Source organism: Lysinibacillus sp. RS10, assembly GCF_041956855.1.
Lineage (GTDB): Bacteria > Bacillota > Bacilli > Bacillales_A > Planococcaceae > Lysinibacillus > Lysinibacillus xylanilyticus_A.
This window is the reverse complement of record NZ_CP167122.1, coordinates 4,583,006-4,603,074: the sequence shown is the minus strand read 5'-3', so window position 1 is coordinate 4,603,074 and position 20,069 is coordinate 4,583,006. Positions and strand designations below refer to the sequence as shown.

17 protein-coding genes are annotated in these 20,069 nt (G+C 36.4%); 10 read left to right on the top strand and 7 right to left on the bottom strand.

Annotated elements, in window-relative coordinates:
* Window positions 1–201: 201 nt before the first annotated feature.
* The 3 genes from ACB089_RS23000 to ACB089_RS22990 all read right to left on the bottom strand — a co-directional run bounded on the left by ACB089_RS23000 (window position 202) and on the right by ACB089_RS22990 (window position 4,953).
* A complete protein-coding gene (locus ACB089_RS23000) occupies window positions 202–3,243 on the bottom strand; it encodes an ATP-binding protein (protein ID WP_374964081.1) in 3,042 nt (1,013 codons plus the stop codon).
* A gap of 335 nt (window positions 3,244–3,578) precedes the next feature.
* A complete protein-coding gene (locus tag ACB089_RS22995) occupies window positions 3,579–4,700 on the bottom strand; it encodes a response regulator (RefSeq protein ID WP_374967618.1) in 1,122 nt (373 codons plus the stop codon).
* A 70-nt stretch (window positions 4,701–4,770) separates the two neighbouring features.
* Window positions 4,771–4,953 carry a polyribonucleotide nucleotidyltransferase gene (locus ACB089_RS22990; RefSeq protein WP_374964080.1) on the bottom strand — a complete coding sequence of 61 codons (183 nt, stop codon included), beginning with the start codon at window positions 4,951–4,953 and terminating at the stop codon, window positions 4,771–4,773.
* A 282-nt stretch (window positions 4,954–5,235) separates the two neighbouring features.
* Between ACB089_RS22990 and ACB089_RS22985 the strand changes: the two genes are divergently transcribed.
* The 8 genes from ACB089_RS22985 to nhaC all read left to right on the top strand — a co-directional run bounded on the left by ACB089_RS22985 (window position 5,236) and on the right by nhaC (window position 15,081).
* On the top strand, window positions 5,236–6,036 hold the full coding sequence (locus ACB089_RS22985) for a 3D domain-containing protein (protein ID WP_374964079.1): 801 nt from the start codon (window positions 5,236–5,238) through the stop codon (window positions 6,034–6,036).
* Window positions 6,037–6,224: 188 nt separating this feature from the next.
* Complete coding sequence (locus ACB089_RS22980; RefSeq protein ID WP_068985925.1) at window positions 6,225–6,776, top strand: superoxide dismutase family protein; 552 nt, start codon at window positions 6,225–6,227, stop codon at window positions 6,774–6,776.
* Between the two features lie 408 nt (window positions 6,777–7,184).
* Entirely contained in the window at window positions 7,185–8,165 is a 981-nt protein-coding gene (locus ACB089_RS22975; protein ID WP_374964078.1) for a TAXI family TRAP transporter solute-binding subunit, read from the top strand.
* Between the two features lie 207 nt (window positions 8,166–8,372).
* Entirely contained in the window at window positions 8,373–8,888 is a 516-nt protein-coding gene (locus ACB089_RS22970; protein WP_374964077.1) for a DUF1850 domain-containing protein, read from the top strand.
* On the top strand, window positions 8,885–10,921 hold the full coding sequence (locus ACB089_RS22965) for a TRAP transporter permease (RefSeq protein WP_374964076.1): 2,037 nt from the start codon (window positions 8,885–8,887) through the stop codon (window positions 10,919–10,921). Before ACB089_RS22970 ends, ACB089_RS22965 begins: the two co-directional genes overlap by 4 nt.
* Window positions 10,922–11,865: 944 nt before the next feature.
* Window positions 11,866–12,009: a hypothetical protein gene (locus tag ACB089_RS22960; protein WP_175401799.1), complete on the top strand. Its 144-nt coding sequence runs from the start codon at window positions 11,866–11,868 to the stop codon at window positions 12,007–12,009.
* A gap of 239 nt (window positions 12,010–12,248) precedes the next feature.
* Complete coding sequence (locus ACB089_RS22955) at window positions 12,249–13,358, top strand: amidohydrolase (RefSeq protein ID WP_374964075.1); 1,110 nt, start codon at window positions 12,249–12,251, stop codon at window positions 13,356–13,358.
* Window positions 13,359–13,635: 277 nt separating this feature from the next.
* A complete protein-coding gene (gene nhaC / locus ACB089_RS22950) occupies window positions 13,636–15,081 on the top strand; it encodes a Na+/H+ antiporter NhaC (protein WP_374964074.1) in 1,446 nt (481 codons plus the stop codon).
* A gap of 119 nt (window positions 15,082–15,200) precedes the next feature.
* On the opposite strand, the gene ACB089_RS22945 is transcribed toward nhaC, so the two are convergent.
* On the bottom strand, window positions 15,201–16,442 hold the full coding sequence (locus ACB089_RS22945) for a hypothetical protein (RefSeq protein ID WP_374964073.1): 1,242 nt from the start codon (window positions 16,440–16,442) through the stop codon (window positions 15,201–15,203).
* A gap of 83 nt (window positions 16,443–16,525) precedes the next feature.
* Between ACB089_RS22945 and ACB089_RS22940 the strand changes: the two genes are divergently transcribed.
* The gene (locus tag ACB089_RS22940; RefSeq protein ID WP_374964072.1) at window positions 16,526–17,638 is read left to right on the top strand and encodes a mandelate racemase/muconate lactonizing enzyme family protein; all 1,113 of its coding nucleotides are present in this window, start codon (window positions 16,526–16,528) and stop codon (window positions 17,636–17,638) included.
* Between the two features lie 12 nt (window positions 17,639–17,650).
* Window positions 17,651–18,331, top strand: coding sequence for a GNAT family N-acetyltransferase (locus tag ACB089_RS22935; protein WP_374964071.1), 681 nt, complete (start codon window positions 17,651–17,653; stop codon window positions 18,329–18,331).
* Window positions 18,332–18,395: 64 nt separating this feature from the next.
* Here the strand turns inward: ACB089_RS22935 and ACB089_RS22930 are convergent, their stop codons facing one another.
* The 3 genes from ACB089_RS22930 to ACB089_RS22920 are packed head-to-tail and all read right to left on the bottom strand — an operon-like array spanning window position 18,396 to window position 20,056.
* Window positions 18,396–19,040: a YesK family protein gene (locus tag ACB089_RS22930; RefSeq protein WP_374967617.1), complete on the bottom strand. Its 645-nt coding sequence runs from the start codon at window positions 19,038–19,040 to the stop codon at window positions 18,396–18,398.
* 33 nt (window positions 19,041–19,073) lie between these two features.
* On the bottom strand, window positions 19,074–19,559 hold the full coding sequence (locus ACB089_RS22925) for a hypothetical protein (RefSeq protein ID WP_374964070.1): 486 nt from the start codon (window positions 19,557–19,559) through the stop codon (window positions 19,074–19,076).
* Between the two features lie 5 nt (window positions 19,560–19,564).
* Window positions 19,565–20,056 carry an RNA polymerase sigma factor gene (locus ACB089_RS22920; RefSeq protein WP_374964069.1) on the bottom strand — a complete coding sequence of 164 codons (492 nt, stop codon included), beginning with the start codon at window positions 20,054–20,056 and terminating at the stop codon, window positions 19,565–19,567.
* Window positions 20,057–20,069 lie beyond the last annotated feature (13 nt).

Below are 20,069 nucleotides of genomic sequence, written 5' to 3'. Positions count from 1 at the left end.
TCGCTGATCCCCGAGGAGTCGCCCAGTCTCCACTCAACTTATATACATGGCATACGTTTTAACAAATGTCATCCTAAACTTTTGGTGATGAGCTATAAATATTTTCATTTATATAGTAATTGTATCTTGAAATAATAGAGAAGAGCCACCACAAACTCAATTGAGAAGGTGATGGCTCTTTGGTAATCATGAATGGGCCAATTAATTTTTTGGAATGTGGAAGGTGACATTTGTTCCTTCATTTAGAGTGCTCAGTATTTGTAATCGCTGTCCGTAAATCCTCTTAAGACGTAAATCAGTATTACGTAATCCTACGCCACAGCTTGTTGAATAACTACCTGATTGTAGCTCCTCTAATTTACTTTGATCTATCCCAACGCCATCGTCTATAATACTTACTGCCACATAATCTGGGAAATCCTTTATGCGGATACAAACTGTTCCACCTTGTTCCTGTTTTAAGACACCATGACGAATCGCATTTTCTACTAAAGTTTGTAAGGAGATAGGGGGAATTTCGATGTTTATTGTTTTATCGATATCCCATTCGATGTTTAACAATTCCCCAAAGCGTTGCTGTTCAATATAGAGAAATGAGCGCACTAACTCTAGTTCATCCTTAAGTGGTACTACTCGTTGTAGATTCCGCACATCAAAGCTTGCATGTAGATATTCACCAAAATGATGCATTAAGTCAATCATTCGATCTGTATCAATCGTACTAAGTGATGCAATTGTATTTAATGTATTAAATAAAAAATGTGGCTGTATTTGAGCTTGAAGCCAAGCTGTTTCCAAATGTAGTCGTTGATTGATGCTATATTTTAAATCGATTAAGGCTTTGCTCCTTACTTTTAGCTCCAGAGAATTAATGGGCTTTGTAACATAATCATTAGCTCCACGAACAAAACCAGTATAAACATCTTCAGGATTATTACGTGCTGTTAGCAATAAGATTGGTAATTCAAGTAATGAGTAATGCTCTCGAATAATTTCAATTAATGCATAGCCAGAAATATAAGGGAGCATCGCATCAACAATGACTAAATCCCAATCCTCTTGCTGTAATGCTTTTAATGCCTTTTCACTGCTAGTAACAGTAGTAACCGCATATACTGTTGTTGCAAATAAACTTCGCATAATGGTTAAGTTTATAGGATCATCATCAACCATTAAAATTTTAAATTGTTTTTCCACTATGTTTAAAGACGTATTTCCTTCAACATGAGAAAATATATCTTCTTGCTCTATGTAGGATTGCTCCTCATTTAAACTTTCCTCTGCTAATGGTAATGTGAAATAGACATCCGATCCTTTGTTAGGAACGGAATGTATTTGCAAAGTCCCTCCGTGTAATTCGATAAGCTTCTTTGAAACTAATAACCCGAGACCGATTTGATCGTCGTTATCATTTCCTTGTTCGTAAGGGGAAAATAGACGACTTTGGATCTCATCATCCATTCCTAATCCAGTGTCACGAATATGGATTACAACCAGACTATTATCTATATGTGCACTGATTTCTATAGAACAAGCATTTGTATACTTAATGGCGTTGTATAAAAAATTAAAAAGAATTTGAATCAATCGGTTTTCATCGGCCACTACATTAGGAAATGTTTTAGAAATGGTAGAATTCATTTGAATTTGTTTTCCATTTGTTATAAAGCGTAACATATCGAAAACACCATAAACGACACCTTGAATGCTGACGTTTTTTTTATTGAGATGTAAATTACCGTCCTTTAAACGAGTAAAATCAAGTATGTCATTTAATGTAAAGGACATGCTTCTCCCAATATCAATTAACAGTTTTAGGTTTTGTTTATCATCAGCGGCAAGCTTATTGTTTGGATTTTCATAAATGGTCTGTCCTAAGGTAATCATTTTATTCATGGGATCCCATAGCTTTTGTGAACTACTGGATAAAAATTCGTCCTTTAATTCATCGTCCATTTGTAATTTAGCAATCAATTGATTAATTTGCTCTTTATTTTCAAAAAAATGTTTAAACCAATAACCTGAAAAACCAAGCATGATAAATAAATAGTCTAGTGGATAAACGGGTATATCAAAGACATAAATGGATTTGATGAATCCCCATATAATGCCATTTGTTGAACCAAGAGCCGTCAGGGCAATAAAAACGGAACTTTGTTTTTGATTTTCAAGATACTCTTTTAAAGCGAGTGCTGCTACATATAAAAATGAAACACCATAAAGTATGAAGAAAAGAGGATTTAATGTGTATAACCAATCAATCGGTAAAACGACAGTTAAAAATGCTCCAAGGGCATAGATAGAAAAGATCCACTGTAAGCATTTAGCATTACGATATTTCACTAGTAAAATACGCAAAAATTGAACAAAGAAAAAAGAAGAACCGAGATAGATGATAGAAGATAATTTAAACGACCATACATAATCAAGATGTAGCCAAGCAAGTATGGATCGATCATAGGTAATTAATTCATCGGTTAATGGTAAAAGAAAACCTACTGTGAAAAGTAATACAATTGGCTTCCGATAGATGAATAGGAACACAAGAATACTAAAGAGTGCGAACAATACGAGCATTACTGAAATGGCAGTAAGAGATAAATCGGTAATTATTTCGTGATGTGCCATAGCTGGTGCAGAGCTAAATAGAACTCTTTTAGCAATAATAGGACTTGCTGGTGTATCAAAATTTGATACATGTAAAATTAAGTCAATTTCAGGTTGCTCATTCGTAAAATATACAGTGTATGGAGCGGCTTGCCCTTTATGATTATTTGAATCAGTAGCGACTTTTCCTGATTGACCAGCCAACTCCCCATTAATATATAATGTTGAAGCAGTTGATACTGCAGGAATCCGAATGGCATAACGATTATCTTTGGAGGCATTTTCATTGAGTAAAATTTTTAAACGGTATGTACCATATCGTTGTGTCGTTGCCTCAGAATCTCGCGTAGGAATCGTTCGGATAGACTGCTCGAATAATCGGGGATATTTGTTATTGTCTGTGTTTAATGGGTCTATTAATAACCCAGGATAGTAGAGCCATTCACCATTTAAGTGAAGCATTTCTTTATCGTTTAGCGCCTGATCACGAAGGTCAAATATACCTTCTTGGGCAATTGGTTGACTACTCGAAGGGAGAAAGTATGCTAACCATAGTAAACGAAGGGTAGTAAGAACTATAAAAATTAAGATAATGAAAAGTGAATGTCGAATTGTCGCTTTTTTGAACAGTGACATAAGGACCTCCTGGATTTTCTTTTTATATTAGAAGGACTATATTTACCATCCATGAAGATAGAAAAAAGATAAAAAGGCATCGAGACAGTTCTCTCTCGATGCCTTTTGCGGATGGCCTGAGTATGCTTTGATTTGATCTTTATGGTAATTTATCAGGCGTGATGATTAGGAAAAAATAGGTTTATTATCAAAAGGATTGTTTTTGTTGCTATTTTGCTAAAATATTCCCGTTTTAACTGCGCCCGCCCGCAGGAAAGCGAGTAGCCCGTAGCGGAAATTAGCCTTTTCGAATTAATTCGAATGTATAAAAATGGTTAATCAACACACCTAGTAATTTATACTTCTACTGATATAGCGTTAAATAGCTCAGTTGTGTCGTGCTCTGGTAAAATATCGAGATCAGCTACCAAAGTACTTCTAAATGTATTGTAAACTTTTACTGCACTTGCTCGATTATCCACGTCGATATAGTGTTTCATTAGCTGTTGGATAGCTTTATCGGAATATGGATTATGCTCGAGCGTTAAAAGTAATATATGCTCTAGTTTTTTTACGTCATGTATGACTGTATAATGCTCTACTAAATCATAAAGTAGAAGAGTAAATTGGGTGTTCATGAAATTTGCCTTACTAGTAACCCAAGGATAATCTAATGTGGCCATATATTCACCCTGATAGTTTTGTATTAGTGCCTCAGCCTTCTTTATATCAAGCTTTCCGGTCTCCATTTTACTATTTAAAAGATGCTCTAAGTTATGAGCATCACATTGAAAATCCTCTAGTTGCAAAATATAGCAGCCATTTGCATACTGTATGACGTCTACATAGCCTAATGTAGAAAGCGTAGTGCGTAGATAGGAGACTGTTGTATGTAATTGCACTCTTGCCTTTTTATAGTCTGTCTCTGCCCATAATGCATCGAGGACTGTATCACGAGGTACATGGCTATTAAGATTGGAAAAAAGAAAGGCAAATAATTCTTTTGTTTTAACCGTTCTCCAATGGATGGCTTTGTCATCGTGTAAGACAACGAATCCTCCAAAACATTGTATCTTTAGTGTAGGTTTATGTTGTATTCGTATAGGAGTCGAATTTTTTTCTAGGTGGAGGAGTTCTTGGATTCTATTAATAGTTGTCTCTAGACGAGCTTTTGAAATAGGCTTTAATAAATAGTCAAGGGAGTTAATTTCAAATGCTTGGACAGCATAGTCTCGATACGCAGTGACAAATACGATATGGATATTTTTGTTCCATTCTTTTAATAGTTTTGCGATTTCTAAACCGTTCATACCAGGCATTTCAATATCTAAAAATGCTACTTGAAAATCCAAGCTTGGACCCTCTGCAAGCAAATCTTTTACATTTGTAAAGGATTTAATAACCTCTATTGAATTAAATTCCTTCAACTTTTTCTCCATGTTTACAAGAGCTAATGGCTCATCGTCCATTACTATCACTCGAATCAAAAAGGGCACCAACTTTCAAATATTAATTAACTTGAATTGAAGAAACTTAAAGTGAAATTGGTTAAAGTGAAATATCAATAACTGACCCTTTATACGGATGTGCGGTCACTTGCTGTTGAGGCAGATCTTCTAGTAAGTCGACAGCAGCTACCGTATTTAGATTGAGTGCACTTTGCATAACAGTCATTTGTACAGTTTGTTGTAGCTCTATAATCTGAGAAGACATTATTGTATTAATTTCCACCCTATATTCCTCCTTTAACATATTATCGGTTAAAAGTATTGATTTTCCAACGTATAAAAGTTGCAATTAAAATCTTGGGTATTTTTCCATGAAACTATTTTATTTACCAAAAATATGATTGATATTGTATATTTTTCCGTTTTTATAGAAATAATTCGTAATATCAGGTCCATTGTCCTGAGTGATTAATTGCATTCTCTAGCATTGCTTGCATAAAAGAGCCCAACTCTAGTGAGCTAGCAGCAGATTGCAAAATTATAAAATATGGAGGTATTACGAAATATGAAGAAACGAGCATTAGCTTTAGCTGTAACATTGACATTGGGTTTAAGTTTGTTTGCAAGTCCGTCATCTGCTGAGGACAAACTCAATGTTATACCAATTGACCCGTTATGGGGAATCTCGAAGATTTACGAATTAGCTGTAGGGGAAATAGGGCTACTAGACGAAATAGATCCGAAATGGTTTAATTTAGGAAAAAAAGATGACGCGAAAAATGAAAAATCATCGAAAGACCAACATCATATTGTGCATGGGGATACATTATTTTCAATTGCACGTGAAAATGGTGTGTCAGTGGAAAAGTTAAAAGAATGGAATAACCTTACTTCTGATGTGATTTATGTAGGCGAATTGTTAGCTACCAAAGCATCTGCAGCAAAGCCTAAGACTACTGTAAGCGAAACTAAAAAGGTAGCAACAGCTTCCAATACAAAGCAAGTAACGACATCAAATACAAAACCAGCAACAAAATCGAGTACAAAACAAGTAAGTGCTCCAGCAAATGCGACAGGCCAAACGCTAACAATGCGAGCGACCGCTTATACAGCGTATTGTGAAGGATGTTCGGGGATTACAGCGAATGGAACAGATATAAGATCTAATCCAAACTTGAAGGTAATTGCTGTAGATCCACGTGTTATTCCTCTTGGTACTAGGGTATGGGTTGAAGGTTATGGCGAGGCAATCGCAGCAGACACGGGTGGAGCAATAAAAGGCAATAAAATTGATGTGTTTATTCCTACTGAGGGACAAGCTCGTCAGTGGGGTGTTAAAACTGTTACTGTGAAAATTTTGAATTAATGTATGCAAAGGGATGTCTCGCTGACTTAGAGATATCCTTTTTATGTTACAACAGTCACCGAAATGCTAATCTCTATAGTTCACAGGTTGCTAAATTTACTGCTTTTCCAATGATTCACAAAATTCTAATCAAAATTGCATAAGTAGGAGGTTTGTTGGCAACCATCAGAAATAGAGGAGGTATTTTTATGAAAAAAATGAGTTTAATAATCATTTCCTTATTAGTATTTGTCGGTGGTTGTAATTTCTTCGAAAAGAAGGAGAAAAAAGTGGAAGTTAACGCAAATTCAGCACAAACTGCAACCGCGAAAGTAATAGGAAAAAATAATGAAAGCTATGGAAATGCATATTTTCAGGAAGAGGATAATGGGGTCAGGGTGACACTCGCACTATCAGGGTTGCCATCCGGCACGCACGGCATTCATATTCATTCAGTTGGGAAGTGTGAACCGCCAACGTTTGAATCAGCAGGTCCGCATTTTAATCCAACGAGTAAAGAGCATGGGAAGGATAATCCTAAAGGCTATCATATGGGAGATCTTCCGAATTTAGAAGTTGGTGAAGATGGTAGTGTAGATATGAATTTCTTAGCGGAAGGGCTAACATTAGATAAAAATGCTGCAAATTCATTATTGGGTGGAAAAGGTACTTCATTAGTCATCCATGAGTCAGAGGACGATTATAAATCAGATCCTGCTGGTAATTCTGGTGCTAGAATTGCTTGTGGTGCTATTCAATAAGGAAAATGAATCGACTGTATCTGAAGTAAATCACTTTAGATGCAGTATTTTTTGTTTAGTGGATAAAAATCGGCTCATCGGACGACCACAGGAAAGCGCTTAGTCGGAATCAACCGTACGTTATGGTGATAAGCCAAAAAGAAGAAGTGAACGATCATTTTTCATAATTCGACATGCAATTTTTATACATTTAGTAACTGAATTTATTTTGTTAGAAAAAGAATTTAATAGTATTAAATAGATAAAAATGGTGTAAAGAAGAAATTGTTGAAATTCGTAAATAATTGTCGTTTTATAGAATTGTATAATTATAAAAGACTGAATTTACTATAAATTCATTGACATTATTATACTATGTTTGATAATTTTAAGTAGATTCTTATTTTTAACCAAAGGGGGAAGGTTACTTTGAAGAAAAAACAATTCAGGCTATTAATGCTATTAAGTGCCTTTGCGCTATTGATTTTAGCTGCATGTGGAACGGGTTCTAAGGACACAGATAAGGGAGATTCGACAGCATCTGAGAAGCCAAAATTTTTAAACTTATTAACAGGTGGAACACAAGGTACTTACTATGCATTAGGTGGAACATTTGCTGATTTAATTTCTAAAGAAACTGACATTAAAACAACTGCTGAAGTATCTCAAGCATCTGCAGCCAACATGACTGCATTACAAGAAGGTAAAGGTGAAATTGCTTTTGTACAATCAGACATTGCTTATTACGCTTCTGAAGGAACAATGATGTTTGAGGGTAAAAAAATTGACTCAATTGCTGCTCTAGGTGCACTTTATCCAGAAACAGTACAATTAGTAACGACTGAAGCGTCAGGTATTAAAACTTATGCTGATTTAAAAGGGAAAAAGGTATCTGTAGGTGCGCCAGGTTCTGGGACTTACGCAAATGCTGAACAATTACTTGAAATTCATGGTTTAAAAATGGATGATATCAAAGCACAAAACCTTGATTTTGGTGAGTCTACTGACGGTCTTCAATCAGGCCAAATTGATGCAGCGTTTATTACTGCGGGTACGCCAACAGGTGCTGTTGAGGCATTAAATGCAACAACTAAAGTGAATATTATCGGTATGGATGCTGGTAAAGCAGATGAGTTAATTGCTAAATACCCTTACTATGCAAAAGATACAGTAAAAGCTGGTACGTATGGTATTGCCAATGACACAGAAACAGTTTCGGTACTTGCGATGCTAGCGGTGAAAAAAGATCTTCCAGAAGATGTTGTATATTCGATGACGAAAGCTATTTATGATAACACAGATAAAATTTCCCACGCGAAAGGGTCGTTTATCAAAGCGGAAACAGGCTTAGAGGGCATTAGTATTGATGTTCACCCAGGTGCTCAAAAATACTTTGATGAAAAGAAATAACAGAACATTCGGAGTTTAATGAAAAGTAGTGATTGTTGCGGAGAGTGCTTGAATCTTGCTTGTGGTGAAGTGAAAAATCTGCGGCGGAAATCAACCTCACGTCATGAAATACGAAGAGGCTCGGATTGCGTAAAGCTTCGGGCCTCTTTTCTTCCTGTTAAGTCGTGAACGATAGCGAATAGCTTTTTAAGTGGGGGAATAGATGTAATGCGAAAGAGGAAATTAATCATTGTTTTAGCTTTTTTATGTTTAAGCTTCAGTATAGTCATTTTTCTTCCTCTTCAAAAGGTATTCGCATTTACTGAAACGCGCATAGATCATCCAATAGTGCACTATATACCACTGACAACTGAGGATACATTTCAAATTAGATACACCCATTCCATCCATAAATCGGATGTACTTGAACATTATCAAAGCGTAGATGGAACACGTATTCAAATGTTAGGGATGGAGTATGAGGATTTAGCGATTGGCATGCCGAGCTATGCAGAGGAAAATCAAACATTAACCAAACGAAATGGTAAATATTTTTTGGAGTTTGACAATGAAGTGATTGAAAATTTTACGATCTATATAGCCGATTTGGACTTAGATCTTGTATTAGGTTACGAGCAGTACGAATATGATTTAAAAAGAAATTTACAAAGGGGAAAATCTTATTTATTTGAGGTGAAGCGTATATCGCTTTATGAACAATGGAAAGGAGTAAGGATGAAATGACGACTCAGCATAAATCAAATAACGAAGTAAAAAATGAAGAATTCGAACAAATATCTGCTGAAGAACAACAAGCAATACTTGAGAAATATGATATTGAATCGAATGTGCGAAATATATCAGGCATTATGAAACATGTCATTTTCTTTGGACTACTAGCATTTTCATTGTTCCAACTTTATACAGCCATTTTTGGTCAATTTCCAGCGCAAATCCAGCGTACGATCCATTTGGGTTTTGGTTTGACCCTTATTTTCTTGCTATTCCCAGCGCGAAAAAAAGCAGCAAAGCATAAAATCGCATGGTTCGATTATATTTTAGCGATATTATCTATTGTAGTAGGTTCGTATTGGACGATGAATTATACAGAGTTGATTAACAGTAATGGTACCATTACACAAATGGATTTTATCGTTGGTTCAATAGCTGTTGTATTGGTACTTGAGGCAGCTCGCCGTGCAGTAGGATTACCAATTACAATCATTGCTATATGTTTCTTAATTTATGCATATTTTGGACCGTATTTCCCGGCATTCATGGCACATAGAGGGCAAGATTTCGAGAGTATTGTTAATCTCATGTATTTTACGACGGATGGTATCTTTGGAACGCCAATTAGTGTTTCGGCCACATTTATTTTTGTGTTTTTACTTTTTGGGGCATTCCTTGTCAAAACAGGTGTTGGTCAATACTTTAATGATCTAGCTGTAGCTCTTGCGGGAAAATTAATTGGTGGTCCAGCAAAAGTAGCGGTATTTTCTAGTGCGCTTCAAGGTATGATTTCAGGAAGCTCGGTAGCGAATGTAGTAACATCGGGATCATATACAATTCCGATGATGAAAAAGCTTGGGTACCGTAAAGAGTTCGCAGGTGCAGTTGAAGCGGCTGCTTCTACAGGTGGACAGTTAATGCCGCCGATTATGGGGGCCGCAGCGTTTTTAATGGTTGAGTTTATCGGGCGCGGAATAACGTATTGGGATATTGCCAAGGCGGCTGCGATACCTGCACTGTTATATTTTACAGGTATTTGGATTATGACTCACTTCGAAGCAAAACGTGTAGGGTTAAGAGGCTTACGTGATGATCAAATGCCAAATCGTCGAGAGGTATTTAAGAAAATTTACCTTCTATTACCGATTATCGCAATCATCGTTTTAATGTTAACGGGTACACCAGTAATGCATGCTGCACTATACGGTATTCTTATTTCTATTGGTGTTGCCATGTTTGATAAGGAAACGCGTTTAAAACCAAAGGATATTATTAATGCATTAGTTGAAGGTGCCCGTACAGCACTTGGGGTAGTAGCAGCAACGGCTTGTGCAGGTATTATCGTAGGTGTAGTTGTAAAAACAGGTTTAGGCTTAAGTTTAGCTAATAGCTTAGTAGAATTAGCGGGCGGTAGTATTATTTTAACGCTGATTTTTGTTATGATTGCCTCCCTAATTCTTGGAATGGGGGCACCTACAACAGCAAACTATGTTATTACGTCAACAATTGCTGCTCCAGCAATCGTAGCATTATTAGCGCCGAATACACCACAGGAACTAGTACCAGTAGTTGTTTTATTATCGGCACATTTCTTTGTATTCTATTTTGGTATTATCGCCGATATAACACCGCCAGTGGCACTTGCTGCTTTTGCGGCTTCAGGCATTTCCGGTGGAGATCCTATTAAAACTGGTGTAAACTCAGCGAAACTTGCTATTGCTGCGTTTATCATTCCTTATATGATTGTGTTCTCCCCAGCGTTACTAATGATAGATACAACTGTTCCGCAAATTTTATGGGTAGTATTCACGGCCGTTACAGGAATGGTAGCTATTGGTGCGGGAGTAATAGGTTACTGGTATCGCAAAATGCTGTGGTTTGAACGTATTATTTCCATTGCAGCTGGTCTACTACTTATCTATCCAGAAAAATTCTCGGATTGGGCTGGTTTAGCAATCTTTATTGTGATGTTTGTCATTCAATATGTAACACAACATAAAGGTAGCGATGACAATCAAAATAGTAAAACAAGTGCTACAGCTTAATATGATAGGAAAATAGAAGAATTTTAAATAACGAGAATCTGCTCACCTTCTGAGTTAGTAAGTGCATGCCTTGTAATGTCTACAAGGAATTTGCTTAACTTACAAGCTTTAGAAAGAGCAGATCCTTTTTTCTTTTTAAGTGAGCTATCTACAACACGCCGCATATTGGGCAAATTGTATTCCTGGGTAAAATGCAAGGAGCTTGGGCAAGTAAACGCAGCTTTTAAAAAGGATTTTCCTATTGTGAAATTCCTTTTTTGACATTGGACTAACGAAAGAACATTATTAAATGTACGTGAAAGGTTTTGTATTTGATGAGAGGTGGAGATTCATGAAAGTACACGATTGTCCTAATTGTAATACTTATAGTAGAGAATGTATTATTGTCATCCAAAATGCTCCGAACTTTTCAGGAGAGATATTAAAGTGCAGTATTTGTTCCTGGAGCGGAAAGTGGTCGGAAATGACAGTGCGGGAGGTTAAATTGCCGGTGATTCCAGGCGGGATCGCGATCCCTGGGGTCGAACCAATTACTGATTATTATGTACTGCATTCAGATCAAATTAGAGTTACTTATACAGGAGGATGTTGCCCTCATTGTGGTGGAAGTGATCCGTTTTGCTGGTGCATGACGTTATAAATGATTGCGATGGGCCTCTTGCTCGAAGTTGATGATTAGGCAGTGCACTTACATTTACCTTATTGTTAATGTGTGACATTATATAAAATCAACTACTCCCAAATAAATGTAAGCATTTGCATGACTTTTAATAAAAGTAATTTGATACATCTCTTTTTTGATAAACCTCAAGCTTTAATCTAAAAAGTAGATTATTTTTATACTTTTTATGCATATAAAGCATTATTTATTGATTTTTTTAAAATAACTACTGTATAATTAAAATATCAGAAAATTCAATTAAATCAAAAGGAGAGGTGATTACATGAAAAAGTTGTTCAATTCAAAGTTTGAAACATATTTAATGGATCAGGAATTGGAGTTAACTATGGAAGAGGAAAAAAATGAGGAGCAAACTACACGGGTGTATTATGAAGAATATCCAGAAGGCTTTTTTACAAGTTTATAATATTTATTTGATGGGCTGTGCTAAAGGTGGAAAAAACTTTTAACACAGTCCTTTGCTTTTTTTTACATATTTTAAATCACTTTTTTATATTGTCTGTTTAGTTGATAAAAAATTACTGTTTGAAATTATGTTAATAATATATCTTATTTATTCCTCTTATCTAGGTCTAATTCTATATATACTTTTGTGAAATGGTTTCCTGTATAATGGGAATCAAAAATGCGTATAGAGGTGTAGTTATGTCAAATGCGGTTACATTAGAAGAGACAATTTATCAATGGTTTGAACATTTTCATAAATACCCAGAGGTCAGCTGGAAGGAGTTTGAAACAACTAAAAAGATTGCGGCGATTTTAGATGAGTTCAACGTATCGTATCGTTTGTTAGGCGATGTTACAGGGCTAATTGCTGAAATTGGTTCAGGAGATGAAATTGTTGCGGTACGTGCTGATATAGATGCGTTGTGGCAAGAAGTGAACGGGAAATGGCAAGCTAATCACTCATGTGGGCATGATGCCAATATCACAATGGTATTAGGTGCTTTATTACAGCTGAAAGATCGACCATTACAACATCGTGTCCGTTTTATTTTCCAGCCTGCTGAAGAACTTGGTAATGGTGCTTGTGCAGCCTTTGAGCGTGGAGCTGTCGATGGCGTATCGCATTTATTTGGTGTTCATCTAAGACCAATTGAAGAACTACCGCTTGGCAAGGTTTCGCCTGCTATTCATCATGGAGCGGCATATTTTTTAGATGGAACAATTAAAGGTACTGATGCCCATGGTGCTAGACCTCATCAAGGGAAAAATGCAATTGATGTTATTATGGCAGTGCAACAAATGCTGCACAGTATTCATTTATCACCATTTGAGCCCCATTCGGCAAAGTTAACGAAAATTGTTGCAGATGGAGGTAGTACAAATATTATTCCAGGTACTGCGAGCTTCTCGATGGACATTCGTGCACAACGTAATGATCAATTAGAATTACTTCGTAGCCGTATTGAATTCGGCTTAAAATCGATTCAACAGCAGTTTGAGATTGATATGGATTGGCAATGGATTGATTTTACACCTGGTGCTGAGGTTTCGCCGGTTGCTGCGCGTATGGCTAAAAATGCCATTGTGGAAACGTTAGGTGAAGAACATCTTGCTGAAGAGATTACAACTCCTGGAAGTGATGATTTCCATTTCTATACGGTTAAAAAACCGGAATTAAAAGCGACGATGATTGGTATTGGTGCTAATTTGGTACCAGGATTACACCATCCGAAAATGACTTTTGAACGTAGTGCATTAATTGATGCAGCAAAAGTACTTGCTTGTGTGTTAGAAAAAAAACCAGAATAACTATGTGTGGGAGTTAAATCAAAAGATTAAAATTCTTTTGATTTAACTCTTTTTTATTTTCTTTTTTGTCGAAATGTATGAATATACGGGGGTTTGCATTGTTTGTAATAGCTATTTGAAAGCGTTTTTTTACGCTAAAAAAGTAGAAATTGCTCGAGAAGCATAAATTTTTTGCGTTGACTTTTAATTTTTTGAATATTAAGCTAAAAATCGTAAAAAAATATTTGCGCCTTAGAAAATTTTAAAAGGGAATGGGTGCAAAAAAGGGGATGGGACGATGAAAAAGGAAATCAGTGCTGGTTGGGCACTTCTAACTTTTGCAATAATGATTATAGCTATGCTTATAACAGTAGTTGTGTTAGAGCAAAGTCCTCACGTGCCACTTATTATTGGAACAACTGTAGCGGCAATTGTTGCCAAATTACATGGATTTAAGTGGTTAGAAATTGAAGAAATGATGTATAAGGGGATACGCCTAGCTTTACCTGCAATTGTCATTATTATTTTAGTAGGTTTGACAATTGGTGCTTGGATTGGCGGCGGTGTCGTAGCTACAATGATTTATTTTGGTTTAAAATTAATTTCCCCAGCTTGGTTCTTAGTAACAATCATGCTGTTATGTTCAATTGTTTCACTGGCGATTGGTAGCTCATGGTCAACGATGGCAACAATAGGTGTTGCTGGTATGGGTATTGGGTTAAGTATGGGAATCCCTGCACCAATGATTGCTGGAGCAGTTATTTCGGGTTCATATTTTGGTGATAAGATGTCACCGTTATCGGATACTACTAATCTCGCGGCAGGTTTAACAGGTACCGACTTATTTGATCATATTAAGCATATGCTTTATACGACAATTCCGGCTTTAGCCATTGCTATCGTAGCATTTGGAATTATGGGAAGAAGCTTTGCGGATATCTCAATGAAATCAGAAAGTATTTTAACAACACTACAAGTAATGGAGGAAAGCTTTGTTATTTCTCCGTGGTTATTACTTGTACCAGTTGGTGTAATTGTATTGGTAGCAAAAAAAGTACCCGCAATTCCAGCTTTAATTGTTGGAATTGTCTCAGGATTCTTACTACAAATCTTCGTGCAAGGTGGCACTCCTGCAATGGCTGTACATGCTTTACAAGAAGGATTTGTTATTTCAACTGGCAATGAAATGGTGGACGAGTTATTTAACCGTGGCGGCTTAGATTCAATGATGAATACGGTTTCAATGACGATTGTGGCTATGACATTCGGTGGGGTGTTAGAATATTCCGGTATGTTAAAAGCATTGATGAATGTTATTGTGAAGTTTGCTAAATCAACAGGTAGCCTAGTTGCTTCAACGATTGCTGCATGTATCACAACAAATGCTACATGTTCTGAGCAGTATATTTCAATTGTTGTTCCATCACGTATGTTTGCGGAAGTTTATCGAGAGCGTGGCCTGCATTCGAAGAACTTATCTCGAGCGTTAGAGGATGGGGGGACTTTAACTTCTGTGTTCTTCCCGTGGAATACTTGCGGAGTCTTTATTTTAGCAACATTAGGTGTAAGCGCGATTGAATATGCGCCATATGCAATCATTAACTTCGTGGTACCGATCATTTCAATTATTTATGCATATGTAGGGTTTGCAATTGTTAAGCTGACACCTGAAGAAATAAAAGAGGCAGAGAAGCGTAAAAAAGAGCAAGAAGTGAATGATGCTAATATGGTCATGGCTGACTAATGTAGAAACTAAAATTTTGCTCTTTTCAGATAGTTAATGAGGGTCTCGCGGATGCAAAAGCATCTGCGAGAACTTTTCAGTTTTCTAGCTTTAGAAGTAGAACGATATTTTTTTATATGTTAATAGGTTGCAAAGTTTAATTCATAGATTGTGCGTGGGCGGCCTTGCTGATGAGTCATTTCTTCACCGACTACTTTAGCATAGCCGTTATCCACTAATTTTTTGATAATGCGCTCTGTTGTACGGCGTGTAACTTGTAAGTATTCGGCAAGATTATGTGATGTAAATTGAGCTGATTGTCGCTCTCTGCTAAAGTTGATGATTTTAGAAATATTTAAGGGACTTAAGCTTGTTTGCTTTGCCATTTGTAAAACATAGGGATCATCAGTTTTTAAAGCTAGTCTTGCTTCTGAATTTGGGAAGGGACCTAGCAAGTTTTTATGTTCATCTAGTATATAAATTTCACACGGTTTAGCAAATGATAATGCGTTCTTAGCGTGTTGATGAGCCTCAAAAATGGAGTGACCGTAACCGAATGCTAACTTAAAGGGCTTGCTAGTTTGCTGTAATAAGTTCTGTAAATTTTCTTTTTCAAGCGCCCTTTGCAAATGTCCAGCCGTCGTATAAAGCTCAAAAGAGTAAGCTGTAATTTGTTTATAGGTTGAATGCGTAGCTGCAGTGATTTGCGTTAACATGTTAGCGTCTATAGGTTTATTTTCAGGAGCCTGTAATAGTCCGACAACAGCTTTAACAGATTCAGATTTTGTCAGAAGTGATCGGGATTTCGTTTCTTCTAAGCATTGAATAATGGAGTTAGTGGCATCTAGCATGCGCATTGCAGGTATTTGAAGGGCCTGTAATTCATCAAACACACTATGAATACTTGTTATGATAAAATCAATGCTGTTAGCTTCCCATAAAGCTATATGATGCTGCAATATAGATTGAGTAGGTTTTGTAATAGAAATAGGCTGGATATATGGTTTTGGACCACGATACTCTATTTCTGTTAGAACATTTTCTACAATAGCTGGATTCATAACATCAATGGAAATTCTATTTAAAGGTACTGCATGATTTGCTATAAGCGATAATAGCGTTGTGGAAATAGTTGTCTCATCTTGTTTTATATAATTCCAAGGTATTGGCATTGCTGATAGTGCTGATTGGGTATGTAAATAGGGCAACGTTCCTCCGAATAACAGGGCATCACATGGTTTAATTTCCTTTAACAAAACGGGTGCCTCGGTAGGTTGATTGTAAAGATAAAATTCTAATTGAATATTCTCAATGTTTTGTGCGATACTATTTATACGTTCCATAAATGCTTTAGAGCAGATAACCGCTATTTTAGTAGACATAGGTAATGTTCCTTTTCTCTATTATTTTTTTAATAATTAGCGACGTATTAACGACAACTTTATTATATAGGAGATAGATACAAATGAAAATCCAACAAGTAGAAATTTTCGCCATTCATTTACCACTTATTGATCCATTTATCATCAGTTATGCTACATATGATACAATGCCTTCTATTATTTTGAAGGTTACGACAGATACAGGGATTGTAGGCTATGGTGAAGCAGTACCAGATGAGCATGTAACAGGGGAGACGTGGGAGAGCACGTATGCCGTATTACAGAATCAGCTAGCTCCTGCCATCATTGGAGAAAATCCAATGGCCTTTGAAAAACTTCACGATAAAATGAACAAAATTGTGAAGGATGTGCCTGCAGCGAAAGCAGCGCTTGATATTGCTTGCTTCGATATTGCTGGTAAAGCGCTACAAGTTCCAGTGTACCAACTAGTAGGTGGACGCTATCATGAAAAGTTCCCTATCACACATGTGCTAAGCATCGGAGAACCAGATGCTATGGCTGCTGAGGCGGCTAGTCGAGTAGAGATGGGCTACCGCTCATTTAAAATGAAGGTAGGAACAGAGGTTGCGCGTGATGTTGCTCGCATCAAAGCTGTGCGTGAGCGTGTAGGCGAAGACATCGCAATTCGAGTAGATGTCAATCAAGGATGGGGGAATGCCTCTACTACATTACAGGGCTTACGTGCATTAAAGGATTTAAATATCGATTGGTTAGAGCAGCCAGTAGATAGTGAAGATATTGATGGAATGGTAGAAGTGAAGTCAAAATCAGATGTTACCTTAATGATTGATGAAGGGCTTCGCGGTGTTCGCGAAATGCGTGAAATTATTGCAAAGCGTGCTGCAGATAAAGTCAATATTAAATTAATGAAATGCGGTGGCATTTATCCTGCTATGAAGTTAGCAGTTATGGCTGAAATGGCAGGCATTGAATGTCAAATTGGTTCAATGGTAGAATCATCAGTTGGTTCAGCAGCTGGTTTCCATGTAGCATTCTCTAAAAAAATAATGACAAGTGTAGAATTAACAGGTCCGCTAAAATTCTCTAAGGATGTTGGGAACTTACACTATGATGTTCCATTTATCTGCCTAAATGAAAAACCAGGATTAGGTGTTGATGTAGATGAAGAGATTCTAAAAGAGTTATGTAAATTCTCAACGATTGTAACAGCCTAAGGAGACGGTGAGATGGAAAAAATTTATGAAGGTATGCTTGGGGAAACGCCGTTTTTTGTTTCAGCATTAAATCTTCAGCATTTAGAAGAAATTGAGAAATTACAGCTTGAGGTGTATGAATCTTTAGAGGACCAAAGCATCTTACAGCCACTGAGTACAGAGGAATTCGACTATATTTTAAAAGGTAATGGCATGATGATAGGTGCTTACGTAGGGGATGAGTTAATTGCCTTTCGCGCATTATTGAATCCACCTGTTGATGATGAGCACCTGGGCTATGATTGTGGGATTGCCGAGGGTGAATTTAATCGCGTATTATATCAAGAAATATCAAATGTCTCACCAGCATATCGTGGCTATGGCTTACAAAAGACGTTAGCCAAAGTGGTCATGGGTCATATTGATTTAGAAAAATATGATTATGTATGCTCAACGGTAAAACCATATAATATTCCTAGCTTAAAGGATAAATTCTCTCAAGGTTTAGTCGTAAAGGGATTAAAAGTTAAGTATGTAGATAAGCTGCGTTATATTTTCTATAAAGATTTGCGACAAGAACTACCAATCTTTACAGAAAAGAAATGGATTTCAATGGGCGATACAGTTGGTCAGCAACAGCTTTTAAAGCAGGGCTATCTAGGTACTTCTATGTATGAGGACCAAAATGATTGGTTCGTCATTTATGAGAAATAAATAATAGTAAAAAGCCTTATCTTTTACTTATTGTAAGAGGTAAGGCTTAGCTGTCCAGTCTATTTTAGTTATTAGATTTAGAATTGATTTTCTCTCCATCAGTTGTTTGGACCACTAACGGCTCAACAATTTTTTCTAGGCCTATCTTTATAAATGGGAGTCCTGTTGCTTTCTCTTTATCGACAACCTTAACTGTGATTTCAGTGTTCCCTAGGGTCTGTACATCTTTTATTTCCAGATGTTTTCCTTTATATTTCTCGCCTAATTGAATATGAATTTGTTTCATTCCTTCAGAAATCGTAGATACCTCGTAGTAGGAGGATGTATCGTTACCAGCCACAATAACGCCTTCTTCATTGATCCAATAACCTTCATCTAAGGTGATCGCCCAACCAATAATAGCAAAAATAAGGACTGGTACTATAAACAAGATGGATTTATCCACTTTGTTAAATTCAGATTTTTTTAGGCCTTTCGTAAAAGGAAGTAACAACGTTCCAACCATGGCAGCTATCAAAATACCTACTCCAATAATGCCAAAACCCATCCCTTCAAAGCCTCCTACTTTGAACAATCCGTATACGACGGTAAACACAGCAATTAAAAATGTCACAATCGGAGCCAAGTAGAACTTTCCTGTTTTTTTCATAGCTATTAAAGTAAAAAGGAAAATACATGCTCCTAGAATGAAACCAATTGAACTTATCATTCCCAATTTCTTCACCCCCAATAGATTGATGTATTAATAGAAAATCGACATAAATGTATCTAAAAAAAATATAATCCCTAAATCAAAAAGAATTGAGAGTATAATCCATCTCTTGGTAAAAAAGGTCATTGTGAATACTGATAAAAAAATAGCTACTGGGAAATAGAACATGAAAGTGACACTTTTGATATATTCAATGGCCGCATCAGCAGACAATTCCCAGTTGTAAAAGTGAAAAGAAGAAAATATGATGTAAAATAATATGAGGGCTCTAATGGAAATAAACAACCATTTAAGGCCATGATTAAACTGAACTAATTTCTTTAATGGCTTTATTTCTACTTCCTCACTCCGTTCTAACATCGGATAACTTCCATCAGCTAATTCATTAAATAATTGCCTACACTCACTACAGTCTTGAGTATGTTCCAAAACCACATCTTTTGTTTCCTGTTCTAGCTCATCAAATACAGAGATTAACTCCCGCGAAAGAATATGAATCTTTTGGGAATCCTCCATCTTTTTCACCTCTTTCTAGCCATCTGTTTTCTCATCCTAAATATCTTGGACTTTAATGTAGGGATCGGTATATCCAAAAGTGTACTTATTTCTTGATAATCATAACCATAATGAAATTTAGCTAAAAAAATGGCCTTATCACTCGTTGATAAATAACCTAATGTACTTATAATTTGGGAATTTATTATTGCCTTTGATTCGGGTGTTTGATTATCAATTAATAAGCTTTCAATTACACTTTCATCATGAAACAGCGCTGGTTTTCTTTTTTTGTAATGATCGAGGAGTGTATTTTTGGCTGCCTTCACTAACCAGCTTTTCATATAAGTAACTTGTTGAACTCTTGATGGATCTGTTAAAATCTTCGCAAATAACTCTTGAATGATGTCATCGGCTACGTCATAACTTTTAGTTAATCCAATTAAAAAGTTCCGCAAATATGTGTAATGCTCCTCATAAATCTTTTCAATCACCTCAAATGGATTTTGATTTATCATTTTTATCCTCCGT